This window comes from Mesorhizobium australafricanum (assembly GCF_033977265.1).
Lineage (GTDB): Bacteria > Pseudomonadota > Alphaproteobacteria > Rhizobiales > Rhizobiaceae > Mesorhizobium > Mesorhizobium australafricanum.
This window is the reverse complement of record NZ_JAVIIT010000007.1, coordinates 25,035-49,518: the sequence shown is the minus strand read 5'-3', so window position 1 is coordinate 49,518 and position 24,484 is coordinate 25,035. Positions and strand designations below refer to the sequence as shown.

The following is a 24,484-nucleotide window of genomic DNA, read 5'->3' as shown; positions in this document are numbered from 1 at the left end:
AGCGCCCTCTCGGACAGTCAGCCGCCGGAAATTCAGTTCGCCGCGTCGCTCGCCGCTTCCGACAGCAAAGTAAAGACATAGTCCGAGAAGGAACGCCAGCACTCCACCCGGAAGGAATCCGCGGCTGTGCGCAACAGCACGATCTCGGATTTGCCCAGAATGGTGCGCGAGGCCGCTCCGACCGGAAATGCGTCGAGCGACAGGTCCTGCGGACAACCCGAATTGACCGTCACCGTAGCCGCTGGTCCCACAACCGAAATCCCGACATTGCGGTGCGAGATGCCGACCGCCGAATGCAGCACTGTCACCTTGGCGCAGTCGGCGAGCGGATCGTTGCCCGCCTCGTCGATGATCATCCATTCGTCCGGCCCGAGCCACAGCGCCGTGCGCCCGTCCTTCGTGGCCGAGCTCTTCGGCTTGACCGGCAGCGTTACGCCGAGCGCCTTGGAAAGCGCTGCGAGCGAAGCCTGCGGCGCGCGCAGCGAAACGCGCTCGGCCGGCGGCAGCATCTCGACTTTCACGCCCGGCGCCGACAGCGTGCGGCCAGCCAGTGCGGGACGCCGCTCGACGGAAGCGGAGGCGACGGCGGCTTTTGTCTTGGCGGCGGCCTTAGCCATTGAGGCGCTCTCCCTTCTCGTCGACGAACACCATGCCGGTGACCTCCACCTCGATCGTGCCGTTCGGCATCGGCACATAGAGCGTCTGGCCCATGCGGTCGCGGCCGCCGGCGACAAGCGCCAGCGCGATCGAGCGGCCGCAATTCTCCGACCAATAGCTGGAGGTGACGTGGCCGATCATCTTCATCGGGATCGCCTGCTTCGGATCCTCGACGATCTGCGCGCCCTCCTCCAGCACCACCTTCGGATCCTTGGTCTTCAAGCCCACGAGCTGCTTGCGGCCCTTGGCCACAAGGTCCGGCCGGGTCAGGCCGCGAATGCCGACAAAGTCGGTCTTCTTCTTGCCGACCGCCCAGTCGAGCCCGGCATCGTTCGGCGTCACCGTGCCGTCGGTGTCCTGGCCGACGATGATGTAGCCCTTCTCGGCGCGCAGCACGTGCATCGACTCGGTGCCGTAGGCGGTCGCGCCATGCTTCTGGCCTTCGGCCCACAGCGCTTCCCAGACAGCCTCGCCATAGTCGGCCGGCACATTGACCTCGAAGCCGCGCTCGCCGGTGAAGGACATGCGGAACAGTCTTGTCGGCACGCCACAGATCTTGCCTTCGCGCACCGACATATGCGGCATCGCCTCGTCCGACATGTCGATGCCTTCGACCAGCGGCGCGATGATCTCGCGCGACTTCGGTCCCTGGACGGCGATGACCGCCCACTGCTCGGTGATCGAAGTCAGCCAGACATTGAGATGCGGGAATTCGGTCTGGAGGTAATCCTCCATGTGGTTCATGACGCGCGGCGCGCCGCCGGTCGTCGTCGTCACATGGAAGCGGTCGGGCGCCAGTCTGCCGACGACGCCGTCGTCATAGATGAAGCCATCCTCGCGCAGCATGATGCCATAGCGGCAGCGGCCGGTTTCCAGCTTCTCCCAGGGATTGGTGTAGAGCAGCTCCATGAACTTCGCCGCGTCCGGCCCGACCACCTCGATCTTGCCGAGCGTCGAGGCATCGAACAGGCCGCCCACTTTTCGCACCGTCACGCATTCGCGGTCGACGGCGGCATGCATGTCCTCGCCGGCCTTGGGGAAATACCAGGCGCGCTTCCAGTGGCCGACATCCTCGAACACAGCACCGTGCGAAGCCGCCCAGCCATGTGTTGCCGTGCGCCGGGTCGGATCGAACAGGGCGCCGCGCGCATGCCCGACGATCGAGCCGAAGGTCACCGGCGTATAGGGCGCGCGGAAGGTGGTGAGGCCGACCTGCGGGATCGGCTTGCCGAGCGTCTCGGCGGCGATCGCGAGGCCGTGCATGTTCGACGTCTTGCCCTGGTCGGTCGCCATGCCGTTGGTGGTGAAGCGCTTGACATGCTCGATCGAGTGCATGCCTTCATGCACCGCCTGGCGGATGTCCTTGGCTGTGACGTCGTTCTGGAAATCGACGAAAGCCTTAACCCTTGTGTCCGGCCCGGCGCCGGGCGCCGCGCCCAGCATGCCGCGCGAACAGCTTTCGCCGGCATCGACCTTCGGCTTCGCGCCCTTGCCGGTCTTGACGCTGGAATCCTTGCCGCCGGCCTCCTTCGCCGCCTTGGCGCCGGCCGCATAAGCCTCGTCGACCGAAGCCGCCAGTCCGTCGGTGCCGTTGCAGGCCCCGACCGAGACGCAGTCCTGCGCATAGGTGCCGGGCACGAAGCGCTTGGTCTCGTCGTTGAAGGCGACCTTGCCGCGCGACTGCGAGAACAGGTGCACCGACGGCGTCCAGCCGGCCGACATCAGGATGGCGTCAACCGGGATGGTCCGTTCGCCGCCGCCATTCTTCGGTTGCACGGTCATCGAGGATACGCGCAGCTTGCCGCCGGCGCTGACCACCGCGCGGCCGAAATTGATCTCGATGCCGAGACCCCTCGCCTCGTCGATCACCGGCCCGGCCGGGTTGTCGCGCAGGTCGATGATGGCCGCGATATTGACGCCGGCCTTCTTGAGGTCGATCGCGGTGGCATAGGCGGAATCGTTGGCCGTGTAGACGCCGACATTCCTGCCGACCGCCACGCCGTAGTGGTTGAGATAGGTGCGCGCCGCCGAAGCGAGCATCACGCCGGGACGATCGTTGTTGGCGAACACCATGTGCCGCTCGATGGCGCCGGTCGCGATGACGACGCGATTGGCGCGGATCTGCCACAGGCGCTCGCGCGCCAGCTCGCGGCCCGGGCTCTTGAGATGGTCGCTGACCCGCTCGACCAGGCCGACAAAATTCTGCGCGTAATAGCCAAAGGCAGTCGTGCGCGAGAGTACGCGCACATTGTCCATCGCCTTGAGCCTCGCGATCGCCGCCTGCGCCCAGGCATAGCCGGTCTCGCCATCGATCCTGGCGCCACTTTCGAAGCGCAGGCTGCCGCCGAATTCGGCCTGCTCATCGGCGAGGATGACCCGCGCGCCCGTTTCGGCCGCGGCAAGTGCGGCCGCGATGCCGGCAGCGCCGCCGCCCAGCACCAGCACCTCGCAATGGGCATAGCGCGCGGCATAGTGATCCGGATCCGGCTTGTCGGGAGAGACGCCAAGACCGGCCGCGGCGCGGATCTTCGGCTCGTAAAGGTTCTTCCAGGCTGACTTCGGCCACATGAAGGTCTTGTAGTAGAAGCCGGCCGAAAACAGCGGCGAGGCGATGTCGTTGACCGCGCCGACGTCGAAGGCGAGCGACGGCCAGCGGTTCTGCGAATTGGCGGTCAGCCCGTCATAAAGCTCCTGGACCGTGGCCCGCACATTGGGCGTCTTGCGTGCATCGTCGCGCACGATCTGCACCAGCGCGTTGGGTTCCTCCGCCCCGGCCGACAAGAAGCCGCGCGGCCGGTGATATTTGAACGAGCGGCCGACCAGGTGCACGCCGTTGGCGAGCAGCGCCGACGCAAGTGTGTCGCCCTCGATGCCGGTATAGGACTTGTCGTCGAAGCTGAACGAAGCGGTCTTCGCCTGGCTGAGGCGACCGGCGCCGGAAATGCGGAACGCGGCGTTCATTTCGAGGCTCCAGGCAACTTCGCGGGCTTCGGCTCGCCGGCCTTGTAGGTCATGACGAACTTGTCGGTGACGGTGTCGCGCACCGCGTTGAAGAAGCGCGCGCAGCCATGGATATGCCGCCAGCGCTCATAGATGACGCCCTTCGGGTTCGCGCGGATGAAGAAGAATTTCTCGAAATCGTCGTCGCTCTCGCCGGCCATGTTGGCCGAGCGCGCGATATGCGCCTCGCCGGCATTGCGGAACTCGAGTTCCGGGCGCTCTTCCTCGCAATAGGGGCAGCGGATGAGAAGCATCTGGGTGATCCTAAAACTTGCCGTGACCGACGCGCGCGCCGGCCGGTTTATCGCAAAGCGGTTGAGCCATCGTCAGTGCGCCACCGCCGCCGCGGCCGCTTCGTCGATAAGACGGCCGGTGCGGAAGCGCTCGAGCGTGAAGGGCGCGTTGATCGGATGCGGCTCGTCCTTCGCGATCGTGTGCGCGAAGACATTGCCCGAGCCGGGCGTCGCCTTGAAGCCGCCGGTGCCCCAGCCGCAATTGACGTAGAGGCCTTGGACCGGCGTCTTCGCCAGGATCGGCGAACGGTCTGGCGTCACGTCGACGATGCCGCCCCAGGAGCGCAGCATCTTCATGCGCGTGAAGATCGGGAACATCTCGCAGATGGCGTCCAGCGTGTGCTGCAATATGTGCAGGCCGCCGGTCTGCGAGTAGGAGACATACTGGTCGGTGCCGGCGCCGATCACCAGTTCGCCCTTGTCCGACTGCGAAATATAGGCGTGCACCGTGTTCGACATCACCACGCAGGGCACGACCGGCTTGACCGGTTCCGACACCAGCGCCTGCAGCGGATAGCTTTCGAGCGGCATGCGCACGCCGGCCATGTTCATGATCACCGAGGAATGGCCGGCCGCAACCACGCCGACCTTCTTGGCGCCGATGAAGCCGCGTGTCGTCTCCACGCCGCTGACCGCGCCATTGGCCGCGCGCTTGATGCCGGTGACCTCGCAATTCTGGATGATGTGCACGCCACGCGCCGAGGCGCCGCGCGCATAGCCCCAGGCGACCGCGTCATGGCGCGCCGTGCCGCCGCGCCGCTGCAATGCCGCGCCCATCACCGGATAGCGCGCTTCCCTGGAAATGTTGAGCGGCGGGCAGAATTCCTTCGCCTGCTCCGGCGTCAGCCATTCATTGTCGATGCCGTTGAGGCGGTTGGCATGGATGTGGCGCTTGAAAACCTGGACGTCATGGACGTTGTGCGCCAGCATCATGACGCCGCGCGGCGAATACATGACATTGTAGTTGAGTTCCTGGCTGAGCCCATCCCAGAGCTTCAGCGCATGGTCGTAGATGCCGGCGCTTTCGTCATAAAGGTAGTTGGAGCGGATGATGGTGGTGTTGCGGCCGGTGTTGCCGCCGCCGAGCCAGCCCTTTTCCAGCACCGCGATGTTGGTGATGCCGTGCTCGCTCGCCAAATAATAGGCCGTCGCCAGGCCATGCCCGCCGGCGCCGACGATGACGACGTCGTATTCCTTCTTCGGCTCGGGCGATGTCCACTGCTCTTCCCAGCCCTTGTGGCCGCGCATCGCCTCTCGGGCAATGGCGAATACCGAGTATTTCTTCACGTTCCAGCCTCGCGCCAATAGCTTTCGCGGATTTGCGGCCGGGCATCCCTGCCCCGGCTTGCGAGGTGTATCACTAGCGAAACCGCGCTGCCATCCTTGCGCTGTTTGCGACGGCGCTTGCCGTTTTGCGCCGCAGTCAAAACGAGGCATCCGGTCTGGCTTCGGTGGCTGTCTTCGGCGACACTCCTGTCGCGTGACGCAAGAGGACAATGATGGGTAACGCCTGGTGGAATCTGACCCTGCGCTTTCTGCTCGAGCTTTCCGCGTTGCTTGGCCTCTGCATGGCCGGCTGGAGCTACCCGGCCGGGTACGGGCGCTGGGCCCTCGCAATCGCCTTGCCGCTCGCTGCGGCTGTGTCGTGGGGCACCTTCGCCGTGCTCAATGATCCGAGCCGATCGGGCCGGGCTCCGGTGCCGGTGCCGGGGGCCGTCAGGCTGGTGCTGGAACTTGTCGTGCTGTTTGGCGGTGCCGCCGGATTCTATCTGGCCGGCCATGCCGCCGCGGGCATTGTCATGGCGCTGCTGATCGCCCTCAGCTACACCTTCTCATGGGACCGACTGGGTTGGCTGTTGCGGCAGTAGACCGACCGCGGTCTTTGCCGGTTTCGGGTGGCCGCGGCCATCGTCATTTGCGACCTCACTTCCAACCGCCGTCGAGTCCGCATGGCGCGGCCGGAAGAGATCGCCCGCTCGGCGCTCTATCTGGCCTCTGACGCGTCGAGCTTCACCACCGGCATGGCGCTGTTTGCCGATGGCGGCGTCTCGATCAACCGGACGTGAACAGATTGGCGGGGCGCCAGCATGCCCGCCAATCCAAAACTTCGCTACGCGGCCTTGCATTCCGGTCGGATTTGACGATCTTGATTGCCCGTCGAAATCGGACCGGAACGATGCTGCTGATCAGAACCTATGTTGCCCAGAGCGCCATCGAGGGCGTCGGCGTCTTCGCCGCCGACCCTGTCCGGAAAGGCGCTTCGATCTGGCGCCTCGATCCCGACTTCGACCGGCTGATCCCGACGGAAAAATATGAAGCCGCAGGCCCGCATCTGAGGGAACTGCTCGACCGCTATGCCTATCCGAGCCCGGACAAGCCCGGCTTCATGGTCTATGAGGTCGACAATGGCCGCTTCATGAACCACTCCGAGCGGCCGAATACGGATTTCTCGCAATATGGCGGCGCCATAGCCATTCGCGACATCGCGGCCGGCGAGGAAATCACCTGCGACTATGGCGAGTTTTTCGAGGACTTTGCGCGCCTCCATTTGGCCACCGCGTAAGGCAAACAAACGTTCAGGCGCAGCCCTCCGGTTTTTGATCGCGCTTTTCCGCAATCGACGGTGGACATCCCAAGCTGATTCTGCTATCAGCCGCCACAATTCGCGGTGCAGCTCGCCGCGGAGGCATGTCAGCTATTGCTGTTTGCCTACGATTTCAAACCCGAAGACAGGATTGCCCGTGCAGGTACTCGTCCGCGACAACAACGTTGATCAGGCGCTTCGCGCGCTGAAGAAGAAGATGCAGCGCGAAGGTATTTTCCGCGAAATGAAGATGCGCGGTCACTACGAGAAGCCGTCGGAGAAGCGTGCCCGCGAGAAGGCGGAAGCCGTGCGCCGCGCCCGCAAGCTGGCCCGCAAGCGCGCCCAGCGCGAAGGCCTGCTGCCGATGACCCCGCGCCCGGCTCCGGCTGGTGCTGCCGGCGCATCGCGCTCGCCGCGCTCATAACGCCTATTTTTCGTCCTTTTCGAAGGATACCGAAGGTGGCGCGATGCGGAATCGCCGCCACCTTTTTGTTTATGCATAGGAGCCGGTTCGGAGAGGGAACGGACTGACGGCGCTGCGGCAGTGAGGACAAAGATGAACGCAATTTCCGTGGAGCGCAGAACCGCTTTTCGCGGCTTCGCCCTGACGGCGGCCCTGCTTTCGGGTCTGACGCTTGCAGCATGCCAGACGGCCCCGACGGGTGAGTTCAACTCGATCGACAAGGCGCAAGGGTCGAGCGAGAACATCTCCTCGCTTTCGGCGGTCATCCAGCGCAATCCGCAGGATCCCGAGGGCTACAACGTGCGCGGCTCGGCCTATGGCCGCGGCGGCCAGTACCAGGCGGCGCTCAAGGATTTCAACCAGGCCATCCAGCTCAACCCGAACTTCTACCAGGCCTATTCCAACCGCGCGCTCATCCAGCGCTTCCTGGGCAATCAGGAAGCCGCTTTAGCCGACTACAACCGGTCGATCCAGATCAACGCCAACTACGACGCAGCCTATATCGGCCGCGGCAATCTCTACCGCAAGGCGGGCCGCACCCAGGATGCCTTCACCGACTTCCAGAAGGCGATCCAGCTCGACACCACGGACGCTCGCGCCTACCACAATCGCGGCCTGATCTATCAGAGCCAGGGTCAGCACAAATTCGCCATCGAGGATTTCTCGACCGCGATCTCGCTGGCGCCGGACGCCGCCGAGCCCTACAACGGCCGCGGCCTCTCGTATCTGGCGACAGGCGACGAGGACAACGCCTTCAGCGACTTCAACATGGCCATCAAGCTCGACGGCAAGAATGCCGAGGCCTGGGCCAACCAGGCGCTGATCTACGAAAAGCGCGGTGACAAGGTAAGGGCCGCCAAGTCCTACCGCGAGGCTGTCCACCTCGACCCGAACTACCAGCCGGCCAAGGACGGCCTGTCGCGCACCGGCAGCAACGCCAGCTGATTGCGAGGCTGATGCCACGAGCGTGTTGCATAACGCTCGGCGGCCGTCGGCAACCGCAGTGTTGCGGTGCGGAGACGCCGATAGCGATCCGTTAACCGCCCAGGGCAATGCATCAACCTTTGCCATGTTCGCGCCAAGTTTTCGGCGGAACGCTCCGCGCACCTCGACCGTTTCAAGCCGGGGCCAAGTTTTCGCGAAAGGACCTTTCCAATGATCAAAACACTTGCCTGTGCCGCTGCCGCTGTTGCCGCCACGGTCCTCGCTTCTCCGGTCAGCGCCGGCAGGCTCCAGCTCGGCACGCTCGATTGCACCATCGACGGCGGCATCGGCTACGTCATCACGTCGAACAAGGGCGTCTCCTGCACCTTCCGCCCGTTTCACCACGGGCCGGACGAGCGGTATACCGGCATGATCTCCAAGCTCGGCGTCGATCTCGGCCAAACGCATCAGGGCCAGCTCGTCTGGGCGGTGCTTGCCGCAACCCCTCATCACGAGGCGGGCGACCTCGCTGGTAGCTATTACGGCGTCAATGCCGAGGCGAGCGTGGTAACCGGCGGCGGCGCCAATCTCCTGGTTGGCGGCCTGAACGGCGCCTTCATGCTGGAGCCGCTCAGCGTCCAGGCGCAGACCGGCGTCAACCTGGCCGTCGCGGTGGCGTCGCTGGATCTGGTCCACTCCTACAAGTAAGGCACGGCCAGCAACGACATCCGCTCCCTATACGCGCGGCCCGGAACAGGACATTGTAGCCGTTCCGGGCCGCATTCTTTTTGGGGGAGCACTATGTCGAGGTTCATCGCCGCAGCCGCCCTCGCGATCGCGGCTCTGGCAGGAGATGCTCGAGCGGAGACCGGTGGTTTCGAGCTCGGTGTGCTGGATTGCGCCATCGGCGGCGGCACCGGTTTCGTCTTCGGCTCCAGCAAGGATCTGAGCTGCACCTTCACGCCCGCCGACAAGACCTTCGCGCCGGAAGCCTATTTCGGCGCCGTCAACAAATACGGCCTCGACATCGGCACCACCACCCAGAGCGTGATGCGCTGGCTGGTGCTGACGCCCATGAACAACATCTATGCCCCAGGCGCGCTGGCCGGAGACTATGTCGGCGCCAGCGCCGAAGTGACCGCCGCGGTCGGCGCCGGCGCCAACCTGCTGGTCGGCGGCACCGGCAACGCCTTCACCCTGCAGCCGCTCAGCGTCCAGACCCAGACTGGTCTCAACATCGCCATCGGCGTCAGCCAGTTCCAGCTGCGCAGCAGCGCAAATTGACTTTTCCACCAGCACCGATCGGCTAGCCCGCCGCGAACACGAAAAAGCCTCTTGAGCTCAACCGCTCTTGAGGTTCTACAAGCCCTGCCGAACTGGATCTGGCGCCCATTCGCAATGCGGATGAGGCTGCGAATCGCAAGCAGGAGATCGACGTGACGGCAACAGGTGGCGACAAGACGGGCGGCAACAATGTGGCACCGAATAAGGTAGATTGGCGGGCGCTATGGGCCAGCGGCGACCTGGCGCGGTTCTGCTTCATCAGCCTCGGCATCTTGCTCCACGCCACCAACGAAACGATGATCGCAACCGTCATGCCGGCGATGGTCGGCGACCTTGCCGGCGTCCAGTTCGTCGGCTGGTCGCTGGCCGTCTACGAACTCGGCGCCATCGTCGCGGGTGCCGCCGCCGGCCGGCTGGTCAGCTACGTCGCGCTGCGCACCAACATGATGGCGGCTGCCCTGCTTTACGCCGCGGGGGCGCTGGTCTGCGCCACGGCGCCCTCGATGCCGGTCTTCCTAACGGGACGGCTGATCGAAGGCCTGGGTGGCGGCGCGTTGGTGTCGCTCGCTTTCGTTTCGGTCGAGCGGCTGTTCCCGCGCAACATCTGGCCGCAGCTTTTCGGCATCATGTCGGCGATCTGGGGCGTCGCAGCCTTCAGCGGCCCGATGCTCGGCGCGATCATGGTCGACTTTTTGTCCTGGCGCTGGGCCTTCGGCGTCTTCACGCTTGGCGGCGCGGCAATGGCTCTGGCAAGCTTTGCTGTGCTCAGCACGCCACAGGCGAAGCGACCGCAGGTCAGTGCCGGCACGGCGCCGTCCTTTCCCTTCGTCGCGCTGGGCTGCCTTGCAGTCAGCATCGTGCTGATCGCCGCGGCCGGCGTCGACATCGCCCTGCTGCGCTCGTCGCTGTTCATACTGCTCGGCCTTGCCGGTCTTGCGCTGTTCTTCCGCGTCGATGCGCTGAAGCCGCGCTCGCGCTTGTTTCCCTCGCAACTCTTCTCCTGGAACTCACCGCTCGGCAGCGGCATGATCATGGTTGCCGCCTTTTCCGTGGCGACCTGCACCTTCGCCATCTACGGGCCGTTGCTGCTCACCACACTGCACGATATCCCGATCCTGACGACGGGCTACATCATCGCTGCCGAATCGATCGCCTGGTCGATTCTGTCGATAGCCGTCGCCAATGCGCCGCTGGAACGTGAACGACTGATCATCGTCATCGGCGCGCTGATGATCGCCGCCGGCCTTGCCGGCTTCGCCTATGCAATTCCAACCGGTTCGATACCGCTGATCCTGCTCTGCGCTCTGTTGCAGGGCGGCGGCTTCGGTGTGGCCTGGCCGTTCCTGACCCGCGTCATCGTCGCCTCGGCCAGCGACGGCGAGCAGACCATCGCCTCGGCGGCGGTGCCGACCATGCAGCGCATTGGCTATGCGGTGGGCGCAGCACTTGCCGGCATCATCGCCAATGCCTGCGGCTTCTCGGAAGGGCTGACCCGCGAAGCTGCGGCCAATGTCGCCGGCTGGCTGTTCCTGGCTTTCGTGCCGCTTGGAATTGTTGGATGCTTGGCGGCGCTCAGAATCGCGCTGCCGCCGACACGGCCACAGGAAGCTGCCAGTTAAACGACGATCGACTGCAGTCGCTCCACGATGAGCGCGGCGAGCCGCGCCGCCACCTCTTCCTTGTCCATTTCCGGCCATTCCTCGACGCCGGTCCTGGAGACGATGCGCACCTTGTTGCGGTCGCCGCCCATCACACCGGCCGGACCAATGCCGCTTTCGTGCGAAACGTCGTTGGCAACGATGAAGTCGGCGCCCTTTTTCTTGAGCTTCGCCTCGGCATTGGCGATGAGGTCCTGTGTCTCGGCGGCGAAGCCGACAACGAGGCCCGGCCTCTTGGCATGATGGCCAATGCCGGCCAGGATGTCCGGGTTCTCGACCATCTGCAGCGAAGGCGGCCCCTCGCCCGCAACCTTCTTGATCTTCTCGCCGGCGGCGTTCGCCGTGCGCCAGTCGGCGACCGCCGCGACGAACACGGCGGCATCCGCCGGCAGCAGCTTCTCGACCGCTTCCTTCATCTGGGCGGCCGTTTCCACATGAGTGGTCGCGACACCGGCCGGATCGGCGATGGTGACCGGACCGGAGACGAGCAGCACATCGGCGCCGAGCTTTGCAAGTGCGGCCGCGATGGCATGGCCCTGCTTGCCCGAGGAACGGTTGGCAATGTAGCGCACCGGGTCGATCGGCTCATGCGTCGGCCCCGATGTGACGATGATCCTGCGGCCGGCCAACGGCTTCGGCTTCACGTCGAGCATGGCCTCAATCGCGGCGACGATCTCCAGCGGCTCGGCCATGCGGCCCTCGCCCGCCTCGTTGCTTTCGGCCATCTCGCCTTTGGCTGGACCGACAAAGGCGATGCCGTCCTTCTGCAAGGTCGCCCGGTTGCGCCGCGCCGCCGGATGCGACCACATTTTGGGGTTCATCGCCGGCGCCATCAGCACCTTCTTGTCGGTGGCCAGAAGCACGGTCGAGGCAAGGTCGTTGGCATGGCCGTTGGCGAGCTTCGCCATCAGGTCGGCGGTGGCCGGCGCCACGACCAGGAGGTCGGCCTCGCGCGACAGCCTTATATGGCCGACATCGTGCTCGTCACTGCGGTCGAACAGCTCGGTGAAGACATGATCCGCAGAAAGCGCGCCGACCGACAGCGTGGTGACGAATTCTTGCGCGGCAGCCGTCATCACAACCCGAACAGAAGCGCCGCGTTCGCGCAGCCGCCGGATCAGGTCGAGCGCCTTGTAGGCTGCGATGCCGCCACCGATGATGAGCAGGATGCGCTTGCCGGAGAGGGCCATCCCAAAGACCAGTTCCTTGCCCTTTGTCATTCCGACCTCAGCGCCGGCTTGATATCGGTATGGATGAAGTTGTCACCCTTGAAGAGCAGCGGCAGATTGCGCGTCTTGGCCAGCGCGTAGGCGAAACAATCGCCCATATTCAGGGCGGCGCGATGACGAGATCCTCGACCATATCGGGAATAAGCAAGTCGTGCAGCTTCAAGCTGCGTCGAATCGAACGGAACAACGGTAAGCTCGAGGCGGTCGACAAGGACCTGTAGCTCGGCAGCGCTGATCCCACCGCTTGACTGACAGGCGACGCAATGCGCCTCCAAGAGCGTCGCAGCGCTTATCAGCGCGGCAGACGATGTACCGAAGACATCGATAAACTCACCGGCGTCCGCCTCCGCTCCAATGATGGCGATTAGCGCTGACGTATCGACCGCGACCGTCATAGAAGCCCCTCGTCCCACATTTGATCCGTAAGCGCCTTGAGATCGAATGGACGTTCAGGTTTCCGCCCAAGCGCCAGGATTTCGTCACGAGAAGCTTTCAGCCGCCACCCTGCGGTCCGCAGCTTGGCTTGAGGGATAGTTGCCTCACGCAAGACATCTCGGGCCTCCTGTTCCATCGAGACACCGCGTGCCGCGGCGCGCTGGCGCAGGACCTGTTTCACGCCGTCATCTAGATTACGGATTGTGATGGTGCTCATGACGCTGCTCCTTGGCTTTCAATATAGGCAAGGCAATTAATGACTGCAATGCTAGCATTGCAGTCATTGCATGCGGCTAGAGCAACTTCCACGCAATGTAGATCAAAGTCAGCGCGATCACCCACAGAGCCACCCGGCCGGAGCGGGTGTGGCGCGCTTCGGCTTTGCCGATGGCGCGGGCGGTCGCTTCGTCGAAACGCAGGCCTTTCTCTGCCATAAGGTCGATCTCGCGCGACAGCCGGTCGGTGCGGACGGCGAGGTCCGGCGCCTGCCTTGCCAGTGCCAACAACGCCTTGGCGCCGTCGCGCGCATCGGTGAGCAGCCCGCGCGGACCGAGATTGCCGGCGATCCAATCGCCGACCACCGGCTCCGCCGTCTTCCACATGTTGAAGGCCGGATCGAGCGTGCGCGCAACGCCTTCGACGACGACCATGGTCTTCTGCAGCAGGATCAGTTCCGGCCGCGTCGCCATGTCGAAGAGTTCCGTAACCTCGAACAGCAGCGTCAAGAGCTTCGCCATCGAGATGGTCTCGGCCGACTGGCCGTGGATCGGCTCGCCGATGGCGCGGATCGCCTGCGCGAAGGCCGAGACATTGTGCTGGCGCGGCACGTAGCCCGCCTCGAAATGCACCTCGGCGACGCGCAGGTAGTCGCGCACGATGAAGCCGTAGAGTATCTCGGCGAGGAAGCGCCGCTCCTTCTTGCCGAGCCGCCCGGCAATGCCGAGATCGACGGCAACGATGGTGCCGCTCGCCTCGACGAACAGGTTTCCCGGATGCATGTCGGCGTGGAAGAAGCCGTCGCGCAGCGTGTGCCGCAGGAACGACTGGATGAGATTGGCGGCAATTGCCTTGAGGTCGTGACCGGCGGCGGCAAGGCCGGCGAGATCGTTCATCTTGATGCCGTCGATCCACTCCATGGTGAGCACGTCGCGGCCGGTCCGTTCCCAGTCGACCGCGGGCACGCGAAAACCCGGATCGTCCTTGGTGTTCTCGCCTAGTTCCGAAAGCGCCGCCGCCTCGAGCCTCAGATCCATCTCGACCTTGGTGGTCTGCGCCAGCGTCTGGGTCACCTCGACCGGGCGTAGCCGGCGTGACGAGGGGATGTATCTCTCCTGCAGGTGGGCGGCGAGGAAATAGCTTTCGAGATCCTGGAAGAAGCGGCGCCGCACGCCGGGCCGGATGACCTTCACTGCCACGCGCGACGTCGTTCCCTCACAAGCCACATCGGCGCCGTGCACCTGCGCGATCGAGGCGGCGGCAACGGGATCTCCAAAGCTGGCATAGAGATCGTCTATCCTGCGCCCGAGCGAGGCCTCGATCGCGTGAACCGCCTCCGCCTTCGGGAAGGTGTGCATCTTGTCCTGCAAGAGCGCGAGGTCGAGCGCCATGTCGTTGCCGACGACATCGGGCCGCGTTGCCAGGAACTGGCCGAGCTTGACGTAGGAAGGTCCGAGCCGCACCACGGCCCGCGCCAGCCTGTCGCCACGCTGATAGCTCAGCGCCCGGCGGCGGGTAAAAAGCCGCGCCACGCGCCAGCCGAATTTCGGCATGCCGGACAGTTCTTCGCCCGGCAATGCCGCGACGACGCCCTCGCGGACCAGTACCCAACCGGCCCGGGCGAGCCTGAAGGCGGCGCCGACGCTGCTCATTGCCAAGCCTTATTCAAAAGGGCCTGCTTCAAGGGGTCCTGCCTCAAAGCTTCCAGCCGGAATGAAGGGCGGCGATACCGCCCGAATAGTTGCGGAAAGTGACGCGGCCAAAGCCGGCGCGGGTAATCATCGCTGCGAAATTCTGCTGGTTGGGAAACTTGCGGATGGATTCGACGAGATAGGAATAGGGCTCGCCGTCGCCTGTCACCGCCTTGCCGATCTTGGGGATCGCGTTGAACGACCAGGTCTCATAGACCTTGTCGAGCAACGGCATATCGACCTCGGAGAATTCGAGGCATAGCAGCCGCCCGCCGCGCTTCAGCACACGATAGGCTTCGGCAAGCGCGACCTCGATGCGCGGCACGTTGCGGATACCGAACGCGATCGTATAGGCGTCGAAACTACCGTCCTCGAAAGGCAGCGCCTCGGCATTGGCCTCGACGAAGTCGGTGTTTGCCGCAAGGCCCTGCTTGTCGGCGCGGTCGCGGCCGACGGCCAGCATGGAGCCGTTGATGTCGAGCACCGTGGCATGGGCTTGGCGCTGGCTGGCCTCGACGATGCGGAAGGCGATATCGCCGGTGCCGCCGGCGACATCGAGCACCTTCCAGCCCGGACGTTTCGGCGGGTTGAGCCAAGCAACCATCGCGTCCTTCCACAACCGATGCAACCCCGCCGACATCAGATCGTTCATGAGGTCGTATCGATTGGCCACCTTATGGAAGACGTCGTTGACGAGGGGCTGCTTCTCGCCTTCCCCGACCTTCCTGAAACCATAGGAGGTTTCCATGCCGCCCGCGGCCGTGGTTCTCTCAACTGACATTATTTTGATCCGTCATAAAACCGGCGGGACCATAGCCGATCGATGGTGCCGACGCTATTGTCCAGGGCGCGGTTTTCGGCCGCGCTTTCAAAACCCGGTCGAGAAAGGTCCTGCATGATTTTCCGGCCAGAATCTGTGCGAGAGCAGCATACCGGACGAGATGACCGCATGATTTTGAAGGCCGAACTGCACTGCCACATCGAAGGGGCGGCGGCGCCCGAGCTTGTCGTCAGCCAGGCCCGCAGATACGGCAAGGATCCATCGCCCTATATCCGCGACGGCTCTTTCGTCTGGCGCGATTTCACCTCGTTTCTCGCCGCCTACGATTTCGCTTCCGACCTGTTTCGCACGGAAGAGGACTATGCGCGCCTCGCCGACTACTATCTGACCAGCCTCGCTCGTGACGGCGCCATCTATTCCGAGGTCTTCACCTCGCCGGACCATGCGAAAAAGGCCGGCCTGTCGCCGAAAGCCTATACGGATGCGCTGGGCGAAGGCATGGCCCGCGCCAAGGCCAAGACCGGAATCGAGGGCCGTATGATCGTCACCGGCGTGCGCCATGTCGGGGTCGAGGCGATCGAGCAGGCAGCACGCTTTGCGGCGCGTTGCGGGCATCCGCTGGTGACCGGTTTCGGGGTCGCGGGCGATGAGCGCATCGGCGATTTCGAGGATTATGTGCGCGCTTTCGAGATCGCGCGCGAAGCCGGCCTCGGCATCACCATCCATGCCGGCGAGCTGATGGGCTGGGAAAGTGTCAAGGCGGCCCTCGACCACATCCGCCCTTCGCGCATCGGCCATGGCGTTCGCGCCATCGAGAACCCGGACCTCGTCCGCCGCATCGCCGCCGAAGGCGTGGTGCTGGAATGCTGCCCGGGTTCCAACATCGCTCTAAAAGTGTTCGACAGCTTCGCCGACCATCCCTTTCCGGCGCTGCGCGCCGCCGGCTGCAAGGTGACGCTCAACTCCGACGACCCGCCCTATTTCTGGACCTCGCTGAAGCGGGAATACGATATCGCCGCCGAGCATTTTGCGATGAACGACAAGGCGCTCGCCGGGATCACCAGAACGGCCATCGAGGCGGCCTTTGTGGACAAGAGGACCAAGGCGATGCTGCTAGGCCGGTTGGATGCGAAGATGCGGTGAGTGAGTAGGGAGTAGTCGGGAGTCAGTAGTTATGGATTGGCCGAGCGCGCATAGATCGGTTGAAGGCCGGCGCTTTCCCGGGGCGAGGACTCGCAAATCGGCTCACTATTCACTACTCACTACTGACTATTCACTACCCACTGCGAACCAGTCGGAGCACATCATGCAGGGCGTCACCGTCGTCGACCATCCCCTTGTCCAGCACAAGCTGACCATCATGCGCAAGAAGGAGACCTCTACGGCCGGCTTCCGGCGGCTGCTGCGCGAGATTTCACTCCTGCTTGGCTATGAGGTGACCCGCAACCTCGAACTGACCACGACCATGATCGAGACGCCGATCGAGGAGATGGAGGCGCCGACGCTGGAAGGCAAGAAGCTGGTCTTCGCCTCGGTGCTGCGCGCCGGCAACGGCCTGCTCGAAGGCCTGCTCGACCTGGTGCCGGCGGCACGCGTCGCGCATATCGGCCTCTACCGCGACCATGAGACTTTGGAAGCCGTCGAGTATTTCTTCAAGGCTCCGAGCGATCTTGCCGACCGTCTGGTGATCGTCGTCGATCCGATGCTGGCGACCGCCAATTCGGCGATCGCCGCGATCGACAAGCTGAAGGGCCGCGGCGCCACCAACATCCGCTTCCTCTGCCTGCTCGCCGCCCCTGAAGGCATCGAGCGCTTCACCAAGGCGCATCCGGATGTGCCGATCTTCACCGCCTCCATCGACCGCCAGCTGAACGACAAGGGCTACATCATGCCCGGCCTCGGCGACGCCGGCGACCGCATGTACGGGACAAAGTGAGTGCGGCCGTTTACCGCGCGTTTACACAACCGCGCGGTTCCGGCGCACGTTAAAGTTCAAAATACCATGCCGGCCTAAGGATGCAGCCTTCAGGAGCAATTCCAGGAAAAGCGTAAGGCGGTTTCCGTTCGGAATTGCTCCAAAACAAAGAGATAGAGCGGTTCAACGTTTCCTTGAAACGATGAAACGCTCTAAGGGGCATCCATGCTGCGCAAGCTTCTCATCCTGGGCATCTTTGCCGGAACCTCGGCCTCGATTCCGATCGTCTATCAGGCTAACCCGCATCTGGTGGACGGCCTGCTGAAATCCACTGTCGCTACGCAGCCGGCTGCGCCGAAAGCCGAGCCGCAGGTCAATCTCGCTTCGGTGCCGGACAAGCCGGCGCCGCCGATGCCGCTCGGCCGCCAGGTGCTGGTCAATGCCGACGGGCGCGGCCACTTCACATCGCAGTTCAAACTCAACGGCCGGCAGATCGACGGCATGATCGACACCGGCGCGACGCTGGTCGCCATCAACACCTCGACCGCGCGCAGGATCGGCATCTCGCTCAATCCGTCCGATTTCAATCGTCAGGTGAACACCGCCAACGGCACGATCAAGGCCGCCGTGGTGACGGTCGATCACCTGCAGATCGGCAAGATCGCGATCGACAACGTCCAGGCGATGGTGCTCGACGACAGGGCGCTGCAGGTCAATCTGATCGGCATGAGCTTCCTGCAGCGGTTGCAGAAATACCAGGTCCAGGACGGCGCGCTGCTGCTCGTTCAGTAGCGTCCACATAAGCAATTCCAGGAGAAGTGTGCAGCGGTTAGGCTCGGCGCCTTCGCCGTAGCCTTCCGTCCGGAATTGCGTCAAAAGCAAAAGATAGAGCAGTTCACCGTTTCCTCGAAACGATGAACAGCTCTAACGCGGCAATATTCGCCTGAGCACGGTCTTCTCAGCGGGCGGCTTCGACGCGCCGAGCGTGTAGGCGGCACGCACGGCAACCGCTGTCGCTTCGGCTTGCGCGTCGGTGCGGGCATGGACCAGCGCCAATGCCTCGCCTGCGCGCACCTCGGCACCGACCGGCAACAGTCGGGTCAAACCGACGGCGTGATCGATTTTGTCGTCCGGATGGGAACGCCCGCCGCCGAGCGTGACGACGGCAAGCCCGATATCGCGCGTGGCAATGCCGGTCACAAACCCGTCCTGCTCCGCTTTCACGGCCAGTTCGACCGCCGCTTTCGGCAAATACTTTTCCGGATTCTCGATGAAATCGCCCGGGCCGCCAAGCACGGACACCATCCGCGCGAAGACGGCGGCCGCCCGGCCGCCGGCAAGCGCTTCGGTGGCGCGCCTGATACCGTCCTGGTTGGACGAGACGATCCCCGCCGACTGCAGCATCTCGGCGGCCAGCGCCAGCGTCACATCCTCCAGCCGACGGTCGCGATAGCGGCCGGTGAGGAAATCGACGGCATTCTTCACTTCGACCGCGTTGCCGGCGGCCGAAGCCAGCGGCTCGTTCATGCCGGTCACCAGCGCGGACGCGCTCAAGCCGGCGCCATTGGCGACCTCGACCAGGCTGTTCGCCAGGCCGACCGCATCGCGCGACTTTTCCATGAAGGCGCCGTTGCCGACCTTGACGTCGAGCACCAGCGAGCCCAAGCCCGCTGCGAGCTTCTTCGACAGGATCGAGGCGGTGATCAGCGGTATCGATTCGACCGTCCCGGTCACGTCGCGGATCGCGTAGAGCCTGCGATCGGCCGGCGCCAGATCGGCGGTCTGGCCGATGATGGCGCAGCCCGTTTCGAGCACCGTCTTGCGAAAAAGCGCCACGTCCGGCTGGCTGGCATAGCCGGGAATGGCATCCATCTTGTCCAGCGTGCCGCCGGTGTGGCCGAGGCCGCGGCCCGAGATCATCGGCACACAGGCGCCGCAGGCGGCGACGATCGGCGCCAGCATCAGCGAGACATTGTCGCCGACGCCGCCCGTCGAATGCTTGTCGGTGACCGGGCCTGGCAGGTCTGACCAGTCGAGCACATCGCCGGAATCGCGCATGGCGATCGTCAGCGCCACTGCTTCCTCGCGGTTCATGCCGTTGAGGAACACGGCCATCGCGAAAGCGCCGACCTGGCTCTCGGAGATGGCGCCCGCCATCAGCCCTTTGACGAAAGCCGCGATCTCGTCGGTCGAGAGCCTGTGGCCGTCGCGCTTGCGGCGGATGATCTCCTGCGGCAGCATCAGTCGGGTAAGCCGTCCTGAAAGACGCGCCGCAGGACCGTCGCCAGCCGCGCGCCGCCGACCGGCGCCATGTCCTTGGTTTCCTGATGCGAGAGCTCCGCTCCGGTCATGCCGGCCGCCAGGTTGGTGATGACCGAGCAGGCGGCGACCTTGAGCCCGAGGAAGCGCGCGAGGATGACTTCCGGCACCGTCGACATGCCGACCGCCGTCGCTCCCATGACGCGCGCCATGCGGATCTCGGCCGGCGTCTCGAAGCATGGTCCGGAGAACCACATATAGACGCCCTGATGCAACGCCGTGCCGGTCGCTTTCGCCGCCTTCTCGATCGCGCCGCGCAAGCCGGCATCGTATGCCTCGGTGAGACCGACGAAGCGGCGGTCGCTCGGCTCGCCGATCAGCGGGTTGGAGCCGGAGAAATTGATGTGGTCGGTGATCAGCATCACCGAGCCCGGCCCCATTTGCGGATCGACCGAGCCGGCGGCATTGGTGAGGATCAGGTGCGAAATGCCGATGCCGGCAAGCACCTCGAGCGCCGGACGCATCGCAGCGGCATTGCCATGCTCGTAATAATGCGCGCGGCCGGACAGCATCAGCACCGGCGTGCCGGCAAAATGTCCGGCAACCACCTCGCCGGCGTGGCCACTGACGCCGCTTCGCGGAAAGCCGGGCAGCTCGGCATAGGAGATGCGCCTGGCATCCTTGACCTGGTCGACCAGCCCGCCAAGGCCCGAACCCAGCACGAGCGCCGCAGTCGGCGCCAACCCGTCCAGCTTCTCGACCAGATGATCCAGCGCTTCCTTCATTTCAGCCCGCTCTTCATTTCAAGATGTCGCCTCTGAAGCCGTAAGGCAGCATGTCGCCCACGGTCACGGTTTCGGCCACGCCGGTGTCGTCGCAAAGATAGAGCTTTGTATCCGGCCGGCAGAATTCCGCCAGCCGCTGCCGGCAGCCGCCGCAAGGCGAGCATTTGGCCATGTGTTCGGCAATCACCGCGATCTCCACGATCTTGCCGCCGCCGCCCATGATGTAGTGGCCGAGCGCCGTCGTCTCGGCGCACCAGCCTTCGGGATAGGACGCCACCTCGATGTTGGCGCCGGTGAAGACGCGCCCGTCCTCGGTGCGCAACGCGGCACCCACCGGAAACTTCGAATAGGGCGCATAGGCCTTGGCCATCGCCGTCTTCGCCGCTTCGAACAGATCATGCGACATCCGGTTCTTCTCTCCCACGATCTTGTTCAAATGCCGGTCGCCGCTAGACGAAAATCCCGCCTTAGCGTTCCTTCACGTAAGGCACGCCGCCGGCGCGCGGCGGAATAGCCTTGCCGATGAAGCCCGCGAGCAGGATGACGGTCAGCACATAGGGCAGCGCCTGCATGAATTGCACCGGCACCTTGCCGATGACCGGCAGCGGCGAGCCCTGCAGGCGGATCGCCGCCGCATCGAGGAAGCCGAACAGAAGGCAGGCGAACATGGCGTTGACGGGCTTCCACTTGGCGAAGATCAGCGCGGCCAGCGCGATATAGCCCTTGCCGGCGGTCATGTCCTTCACGAAGCCGCCATTCTGGACCATGGAGAGGTACGCTCCGGCAACGCCGGTGAGGATGCCGGTGCATATGAGCGCGCGATAGCGCAGCCAGGCGACCGAGATGCCGGCGGTGTCGACGGCGGCCGGATTTTCGCCGACGGCGCGCATCCTGAGCCCGAAGCGGGTGCGAAACAGCACCCACCAGGTGAACGGCACCATGGCGAAGGCGAAATAGACCAGGATCGAGTGGCCGGAAATCAGCTCGGCGTAGATCGGGCCGATGATCGGCACATCTTTTATCGCGTCGGCGCCGGGCCAGGTGATCGCCTCGAACCGCTCGCCAGGCTGCAGCGCCGGCGTGCGCCCGCCTTGGCTGAACCAGGCCTGGCCAAGGATGATGGTCGATCCGGCGGCGACGAAATTGATCGCCACGCCGGACACGATCTGGTTGCCGCGATGGGTGATCGAGGCAAAGCCATGCACCAGGGCGAACGCGACCGAGATCAGGATCGCCGTGCCGAGGCCGATCAGCGCCGAATGGAAGACGGCGGCCGCGGAAGCACCGGCAAAGGCGCCGACCAGCATCTTGCCTTCCAGCCCGATGTCGAAGATGCCGGCCCGCTCCGAATAAAGGCCCGCCAGGCAGGCGAGCAGCAACGGCACCGAAAGGCGGATGGTCGAATCCAGCACCTGGATGATTGCGTAGAAAATGTCCATCTCAGGCCCCCGTCCCCTTGACCGCCTGCATGCCGACCGACTTCGGGCTGAACGAGGCGAAAAGCGTCTGGATGTATGGCCTGAACATATGCTCCAGCGCGCCGGCGAAGAGAATGACCAGGCCTTGGATGATGACGATCATGTCGCGGCTGATTGCCGGCATCTCGAAGGCAAGTTCGGCGCCGCCCTGGTAGAGCATGCCGAACAGGATCGCCGCCAGCACGATGCCGATCGGATGCAGCCTGCCCATCAGCGCGACCGCGATGCCGACATAGCCGGCGCCGGAAACGAAATCGATCGCTACATTGTGCTGGTCGCCCATCACCGGGTTGAGCGCCATCATGCCGGCCAATGCTCCTGAGATCATCATCGCGGTGATGATGATGCGGGTTTCCGAAATGCCGGCGTAACGCGCCGCCTTCGGGCTGTGGCCGTAGGTGCGCATTTCGTAACCAAGCCTGGTGCGCCAGATCAAAAGCCAGACCAGGAAGGCCATGACCAGCGCCAGCAGGAAGCAGATGTTGAGCGGCGCCGAGCGGATCTTGGCGCCGAACAATTCGATCACCCAGTTGAGCTTCGGCAGTTCCGCGCCGGCGAGGAAATTGCGCGTCTGCGGCGCCTGCGACCCGGCCGGCTTCAGCGGACCGACCAGCAGATAGACCATCACCGAGGCGGCGATGAAGTTGAACATGATGGTGGTGATGACGATGTGCGAGCCGCGCTTGGCCTGCAGATAGGCCGGGATCAGGCCCCAAAGCGCGCCGAACGCCGCCGCGGCGACGATCGCGATTGGAAAGATCGCCCACCAGGGCAGCACGCTGTCGAAGCTCAGGCAAACGAGCGCGATGCCGAGGCCGCCTATATAGGCCTGGCCCTCGGTGCCGATGTTGAACAGGCTGCAATGCGCCGCCACCGCCACCGACAGCCCGGTGAAGATGAAGGTCGTGGCATAGAACAGGGTGAAGGCGATGCCCGTGCCCTTGCCGAAGGCGCCCTCGACCAGGATGACGGCGGCGCGGAACGGGTTTTCCCCGACCAGCATGACGACGAAGCCGGCGACGATGAAGGCAACCGACAGGTTGATCAGCGGGATCAGTCCATAATCGGCCCAGGCCGGCAGCTTGGCATAGGGCGTGCTCATTGCGCGGCCTCCTGGTGCTCGACGCCGGCCATCAGGAGGCCGAGCTCGCCTTCGGTCGCGTCCGGGCTGCGCTCGCCGACGACACGGCCGGCAAACATCACCAGGATGCGATCGGACAGCGAGCGGATCTCGTCGAGCTCGACCGATACCACCAGCACGGCCTTGCCCTGGTCGCGCATGGCGATCAGCCGCTTGTGGATGAATTCGATGGCGCCGACATCGACGCCGCGCGTCGGCTGGCCGACGATCAGCACGCCGGGGTCTTGTTCCATTTCCCGCGCCAGCACGATCTTCTGCTGGTTGCCGCCGGAGAAATTGGCGGTCTTGAGGCGCGGATTGCCGGGGCGGATGTCGTATTTCTCGATCTTGTCCTTCGCGTCGGCCATGATGGCATCGACGTTGAGGAACGGCCCCTTCAGGTAGCGCTCGTCGTCGTGATAGCCGAGGATCGAATTCTCGTTCTCCTCGAAGGCGAGCACCAGCCCGACATGGTGGCGATCCTCGGGCACATGGGCAAGTCCGCGGTCGCGCAATTCGCCGGGATCGGCCTTGCCGGTGAGATCGACCGGCTTGCCTTCGAGCATCACCTCGCCGGAAACCGCGTGCCTGATGCCGGAGATCGCCTCCAGCAGCTCGGACTGGCCATTACCGGCAACGCCGGCGATACCGACGATCTCACCGCTGCGCACGTCGAAGGAGACGTTGTCGACCATGGTGACGCCGCGGGAATCCTTGACCGTCAGGTTCTTGACCGAGAGTTTTATCGCGCCGGCTTCGGACTCGCCCTTCTCGACCCGCAGAAGCACGCGCCGGCCGACCATCAGTTCGGCCAATTCGCCGACCGTGGTTTCCTTTGTCGTCCTGGTGGCCACCATCGTGCCTTGGCGCATCACCGACACCGTATCGGTGATGGCCATGATCTCGCGCAGCTTGTGCGTGATCAGGACAATCGTTTTTCCCTGGTCCTTCAGTTGCTTGAGGATGCGGAAGAGATGATCGGCCTCGGCCGGCGTCAGCACGCCCGTCGGCTCGTCGAGGATCAGTATCTCGGCGCCGCGATAGAGCGCCTTGAGGATTTCGACGCGCTGCTGCAGGCCAACCGCCAGTTCCTCGATGATGGCATCGGGTTCGACCTCGAGGCCGTATTCGCGCTCCAGCCGGTCGAGCTCCGAGCGCGCCTTGGCGATGCTGCTCTTCAGCAGCGCATCGCTTTCGGCGCCGAGGATGATGTTCTCCAGCACCGTGAAATTGTCGACCAGCATGAAGTGCTGGTGCACCATGCCGATCCCGAGCGCGATGGCATCATTGGAAGTGTGGATGGTAACCGGCTTGCCGCCGACGCGGATTTCGCCGCTGTCGGCCTGGTAGAAGCCGTAGAGAATCGACATCAGCGTCGACTTGCCGGCGCCATTCTCGCCGACAATGCCATGGATAGTGCCGCGGGCAACTTCCAGGTTGATGTCACGGTTGGCGCGCACGGCGCCAAAGCTCTTGTTGATGCCTATGAGCTCGATTGCGGCTTGCGCCATGCAGCCTGTTCCCACTGTTATTTTTTTATCGCTTGGTCAAAATGCCTAGCATGATGCCCCGCTTATGCCAATCGGCCGTTCACTCTCGACAAATCCCCGCACGCTTGTCAATTTCGAACGTGGCCGGGAGCTTCACATTCGCTAAAGCGCGTCGCATCCGAAGGTCTCATGCGACGCGCTTTAGGTTGTTGTTTTATGCAT

General features: G+C 64.2%; 25 protein-coding genes and 1 pseudogene. 11 read left to right on the top strand and 15 right to left on the bottom strand.

Going from position 1 to position 24,484, the window contains the following annotated elements:
- Positions 1–32 precede the first annotated feature (32 nt).
- The 4 genes from RFM98_RS15245 to RFM98_RS15230 form a co-directional block, all read right to left on the bottom strand.
- On the bottom strand, positions 33–617 hold the full coding sequence (locus RFM98_RS15245; protein ID WP_320309638.1) for a sarcosine oxidase subunit gamma: 585 nt from the start codon (positions 615–617) through the stop codon (positions 33–35).
- Positions 610–3,618 carry a sarcosine oxidase subunit alpha gene (locus RFM98_RS15240; RefSeq protein ID WP_320309637.1) on the bottom strand — a complete coding sequence of 1,003 codons (3,009 nt, stop codon included), beginning with the start codon at positions 3,616–3,618 and terminating at the stop codon, positions 610–612. The genes RFM98_RS15245 and RFM98_RS15240 overlap by 8 nt, the downstream gene beginning before the upstream one ends.
- Positions 3,615–3,911: a sarcosine oxidase subunit delta gene (locus RFM98_RS15235; protein WP_320214743.1), complete on the bottom strand. Its 297-nt coding sequence runs from the start codon at positions 3,909–3,911 to the stop codon at positions 3,615–3,617. The genes RFM98_RS15240 and RFM98_RS15235 overlap by 4 nt, the downstream gene beginning before the upstream one ends.
- Positions 3,912–3,983: 72 nt before the next feature.
- Complete coding sequence (locus RFM98_RS15230; protein ID WP_320309636.1) at positions 3,984–5,237, bottom strand: sarcosine oxidase subunit beta; 1,254 nt, start codon at positions 5,235–5,237, stop codon at positions 3,984–3,986.
- Between the two features lie 209 nt (positions 5,238–5,446).
- On the opposite strand from RFM98_RS15230, the gene RFM98_RS15225 reads away from it, so the two are divergent.
- The 8 genes and pseudogenes from RFM98_RS15225 to RFM98_RS15190 all read left to right on the top strand — a co-directional run bounded on the left by RFM98_RS15225 (position 5,447) and on the right by RFM98_RS15190 (position 10,824).
- Positions 5,447–5,818 carry a DUF2568 domain-containing protein gene (locus RFM98_RS15225; protein WP_320309635.1) on the top strand — a complete coding sequence of 124 codons (372 nt, stop codon included), beginning with the start codon at positions 5,447–5,449 and terminating at the stop codon, positions 5,816–5,818.
- Positions 5,819–5,896: 78 nt separating this feature from the next.
- Positions 5,897–6,016 (top strand): annotated as a pseudogene (locus RFM98_RS15220) (SDR family oxidoreductase); the annotation flags it as partial.
- Positions 6,017–6,126: 110 nt separating this feature from the next.
- Complete coding sequence (locus tag RFM98_RS15215) at positions 6,127–6,513, top strand: SET domain-containing protein (RefSeq protein ID WP_320309634.1); 387 nt, start codon at positions 6,127–6,129, stop codon at positions 6,511–6,513.
- 178 nt (positions 6,514–6,691) lie between these two features.
- The gene (gene rpsU, locus RFM98_RS15210) at positions 6,692–6,958 is read left to right on the top strand and encodes a 30S ribosomal protein S21 (RefSeq protein ID WP_027165252.1); all 267 of its coding nucleotides are present in this window, start codon (positions 6,692–6,694) and stop codon (positions 6,956–6,958) included.
- Positions 6,959–7,090: 132 nt separating this feature from the next.
- Positions 7,091–7,942, top strand: a complete 852-nt coding sequence (locus tag RFM98_RS15205) for a tetratricopeptide repeat protein (protein ID WP_320309633.1) — start codon at positions 7,091–7,093, stop codon at positions 7,940–7,942.
- Between the two features lie 210 nt (positions 7,943–8,152).
- Complete coding sequence (locus RFM98_RS15200) at positions 8,153–8,629, top strand: DUF992 domain-containing protein (protein ID WP_320309632.1); 477 nt, start codon at positions 8,153–8,155, stop codon at positions 8,627–8,629.
- A gap of 93 nt (positions 8,630–8,722) precedes the next feature.
- On the top strand, positions 8,723–9,205 hold the full coding sequence (locus RFM98_RS15195; protein WP_320309631.1) for a DUF992 domain-containing protein: 483 nt from the start codon (positions 8,723–8,725) through the stop codon (positions 9,203–9,205).
- Between the two features lie 152 nt (positions 9,206–9,357).
- Positions 9,358–10,824, top strand: coding sequence for an MFS transporter (locus RFM98_RS15190; protein ID WP_320309630.1), 1,467 nt, complete (start codon positions 9,358–9,360; stop codon positions 10,822–10,824).
- Here RFM98_RS15190 and coaBC read toward each other — a convergent pair.
- From coaBC to ubiE, 5 genes are all read right to left on the bottom strand, one after another.
- Positions 10,821–12,053, bottom strand: coding sequence for a bifunctional phosphopantothenoylcysteine decarboxylase/phosphopantothenate--cysteine ligase CoaBC (coaBC, locus tag RFM98_RS15185; RefSeq protein ID WP_320309876.1), 1,233 nt, complete (start codon positions 12,051–12,053; stop codon positions 10,821–10,823). The genes RFM98_RS15190 and coaBC overlap by 4 nt on opposite strands.
- Before the next feature lie 26 nt (positions 12,054–12,079).
- A complete protein-coding gene (locus tag RFM98_RS15180) occupies positions 12,080–12,487 on the bottom strand; it encodes a type II toxin-antitoxin system VapC family toxin (RefSeq protein WP_320309629.1) in 408 nt (135 codons plus the stop codon).
- Positions 12,484–12,744 carry a FitA-like ribbon-helix-helix domain-containing protein gene (locus RFM98_RS15175; protein WP_320309628.1) on the bottom strand — a complete coding sequence of 87 codons (261 nt, stop codon included), beginning with the start codon at positions 12,742–12,744 and terminating at the stop codon, positions 12,484–12,486. Before RFM98_RS15175 ends, RFM98_RS15180 begins: the two co-directional genes overlap by 4 nt.
- 76 nt (positions 12,745–12,820) lie before the next feature.
- Positions 12,821–14,395 (bottom strand): 2-polyprenylphenol 6-hydroxylase, encoded by a 1,575-nt coding sequence (ubiB, locus tag RFM98_RS15170; protein WP_320309627.1) that lies wholly within the window; start codon positions 14,393–14,395, stop codon positions 12,821–12,823.
- A gap of 43 nt (positions 14,396–14,438) precedes the next feature.
- Positions 14,439–15,215, bottom strand: a complete 777-nt coding sequence (ubiE, locus tag RFM98_RS15165) for a bifunctional demethylmenaquinone methyltransferase/2-methoxy-6-polyprenyl-1,4-benzoquinol methylase UbiE (protein WP_320309626.1) — start codon at positions 15,213–15,215, stop codon at positions 14,439–14,441.
- A gap of 168 nt (positions 15,216–15,383) precedes the next feature.
- Here ubiE and RFM98_RS15160 point away from each other — a divergent pair, with 168 nt between their 5' ends.
- The 3 genes from RFM98_RS15160 (at position 15,384) to RFM98_RS15150 (ending at position 17,922) form a co-directional block, all read left to right on the top strand.
- A complete protein-coding gene (locus RFM98_RS15160; protein ID WP_320309625.1) occupies positions 15,384–16,358 on the top strand; it encodes an adenosine deaminase in 975 nt (324 codons plus the stop codon).
- A 163-nt stretch (positions 16,359–16,521) separates the two neighbouring features.
- Positions 16,522–17,151, top strand: coding sequence for a uracil phosphoribosyltransferase (gene upp / locus RFM98_RS15155; protein WP_027165262.1), 630 nt, complete (start codon positions 16,522–16,524; stop codon positions 17,149–17,151).
- Between the two features lie 204 nt (positions 17,152–17,355).
- The gene (locus RFM98_RS15150; protein WP_320309624.1) at positions 17,356–17,922 is read left to right on the top strand and encodes a TIGR02281 family clan AA aspartic protease; all 567 of its coding nucleotides are present in this window, start codon (positions 17,356–17,358) and stop codon (positions 17,920–17,922) included.
- Between the two features lie 132 nt (positions 17,923–18,054).
- On the opposite strand, the gene deoA is transcribed toward RFM98_RS15150, so the two are convergent.
- The 6 genes from deoA to RFM98_RS15120 form a co-directional block, all read right to left on the bottom strand.
- A complete protein-coding gene (gene deoA, locus RFM98_RS15145; protein WP_320309623.1) occupies positions 18,055–19,371 on the bottom strand; it encodes a thymidine phosphorylase in 1,317 nt (438 codons plus the stop codon).
- Complete coding sequence (locus RFM98_RS15140; protein ID WP_320309622.1) at positions 19,371–20,174, bottom strand: purine-nucleoside phosphorylase; 804 nt, start codon at positions 20,172–20,174, stop codon at positions 19,371–19,373. Before RFM98_RS15140 ends, deoA begins: the two co-directional genes overlap by 1 nt.
- Before the next feature lie 13 nt (positions 20,175–20,187).
- Positions 20,188–20,580 (bottom strand): cytidine deaminase, encoded by a 393-nt coding sequence (cdd, locus tag RFM98_RS15135; RefSeq protein ID WP_320309875.1) that lies wholly within the window; start codon positions 20,578–20,580, stop codon positions 20,188–20,190.
- 61 nt (positions 20,581–20,641) lie between these two features.
- A complete protein-coding gene (locus RFM98_RS15130) occupies positions 20,642–21,613 on the bottom strand; it encodes an ABC transporter permease (protein WP_320309621.1) in 972 nt (323 codons plus the stop codon).
- Between the two features lies 1 nt (position 21,614).
- Entirely contained in the window at positions 21,615–22,754 is a 1,140-nt protein-coding gene (locus tag RFM98_RS15125; RefSeq protein WP_320309620.1) for an ABC transporter permease, read from the bottom strand.
- Entirely contained in the window at positions 22,751–24,283 is a 1,533-nt protein-coding gene (locus RFM98_RS15120) for an ABC transporter ATP-binding protein (RefSeq protein WP_320309619.1), read from the bottom strand. Before RFM98_RS15120 ends, RFM98_RS15125 begins: the two co-directional genes overlap by 4 nt.
- Between the last annotated feature and the right edge of the window lie 201 nt (positions 24,284–24,484).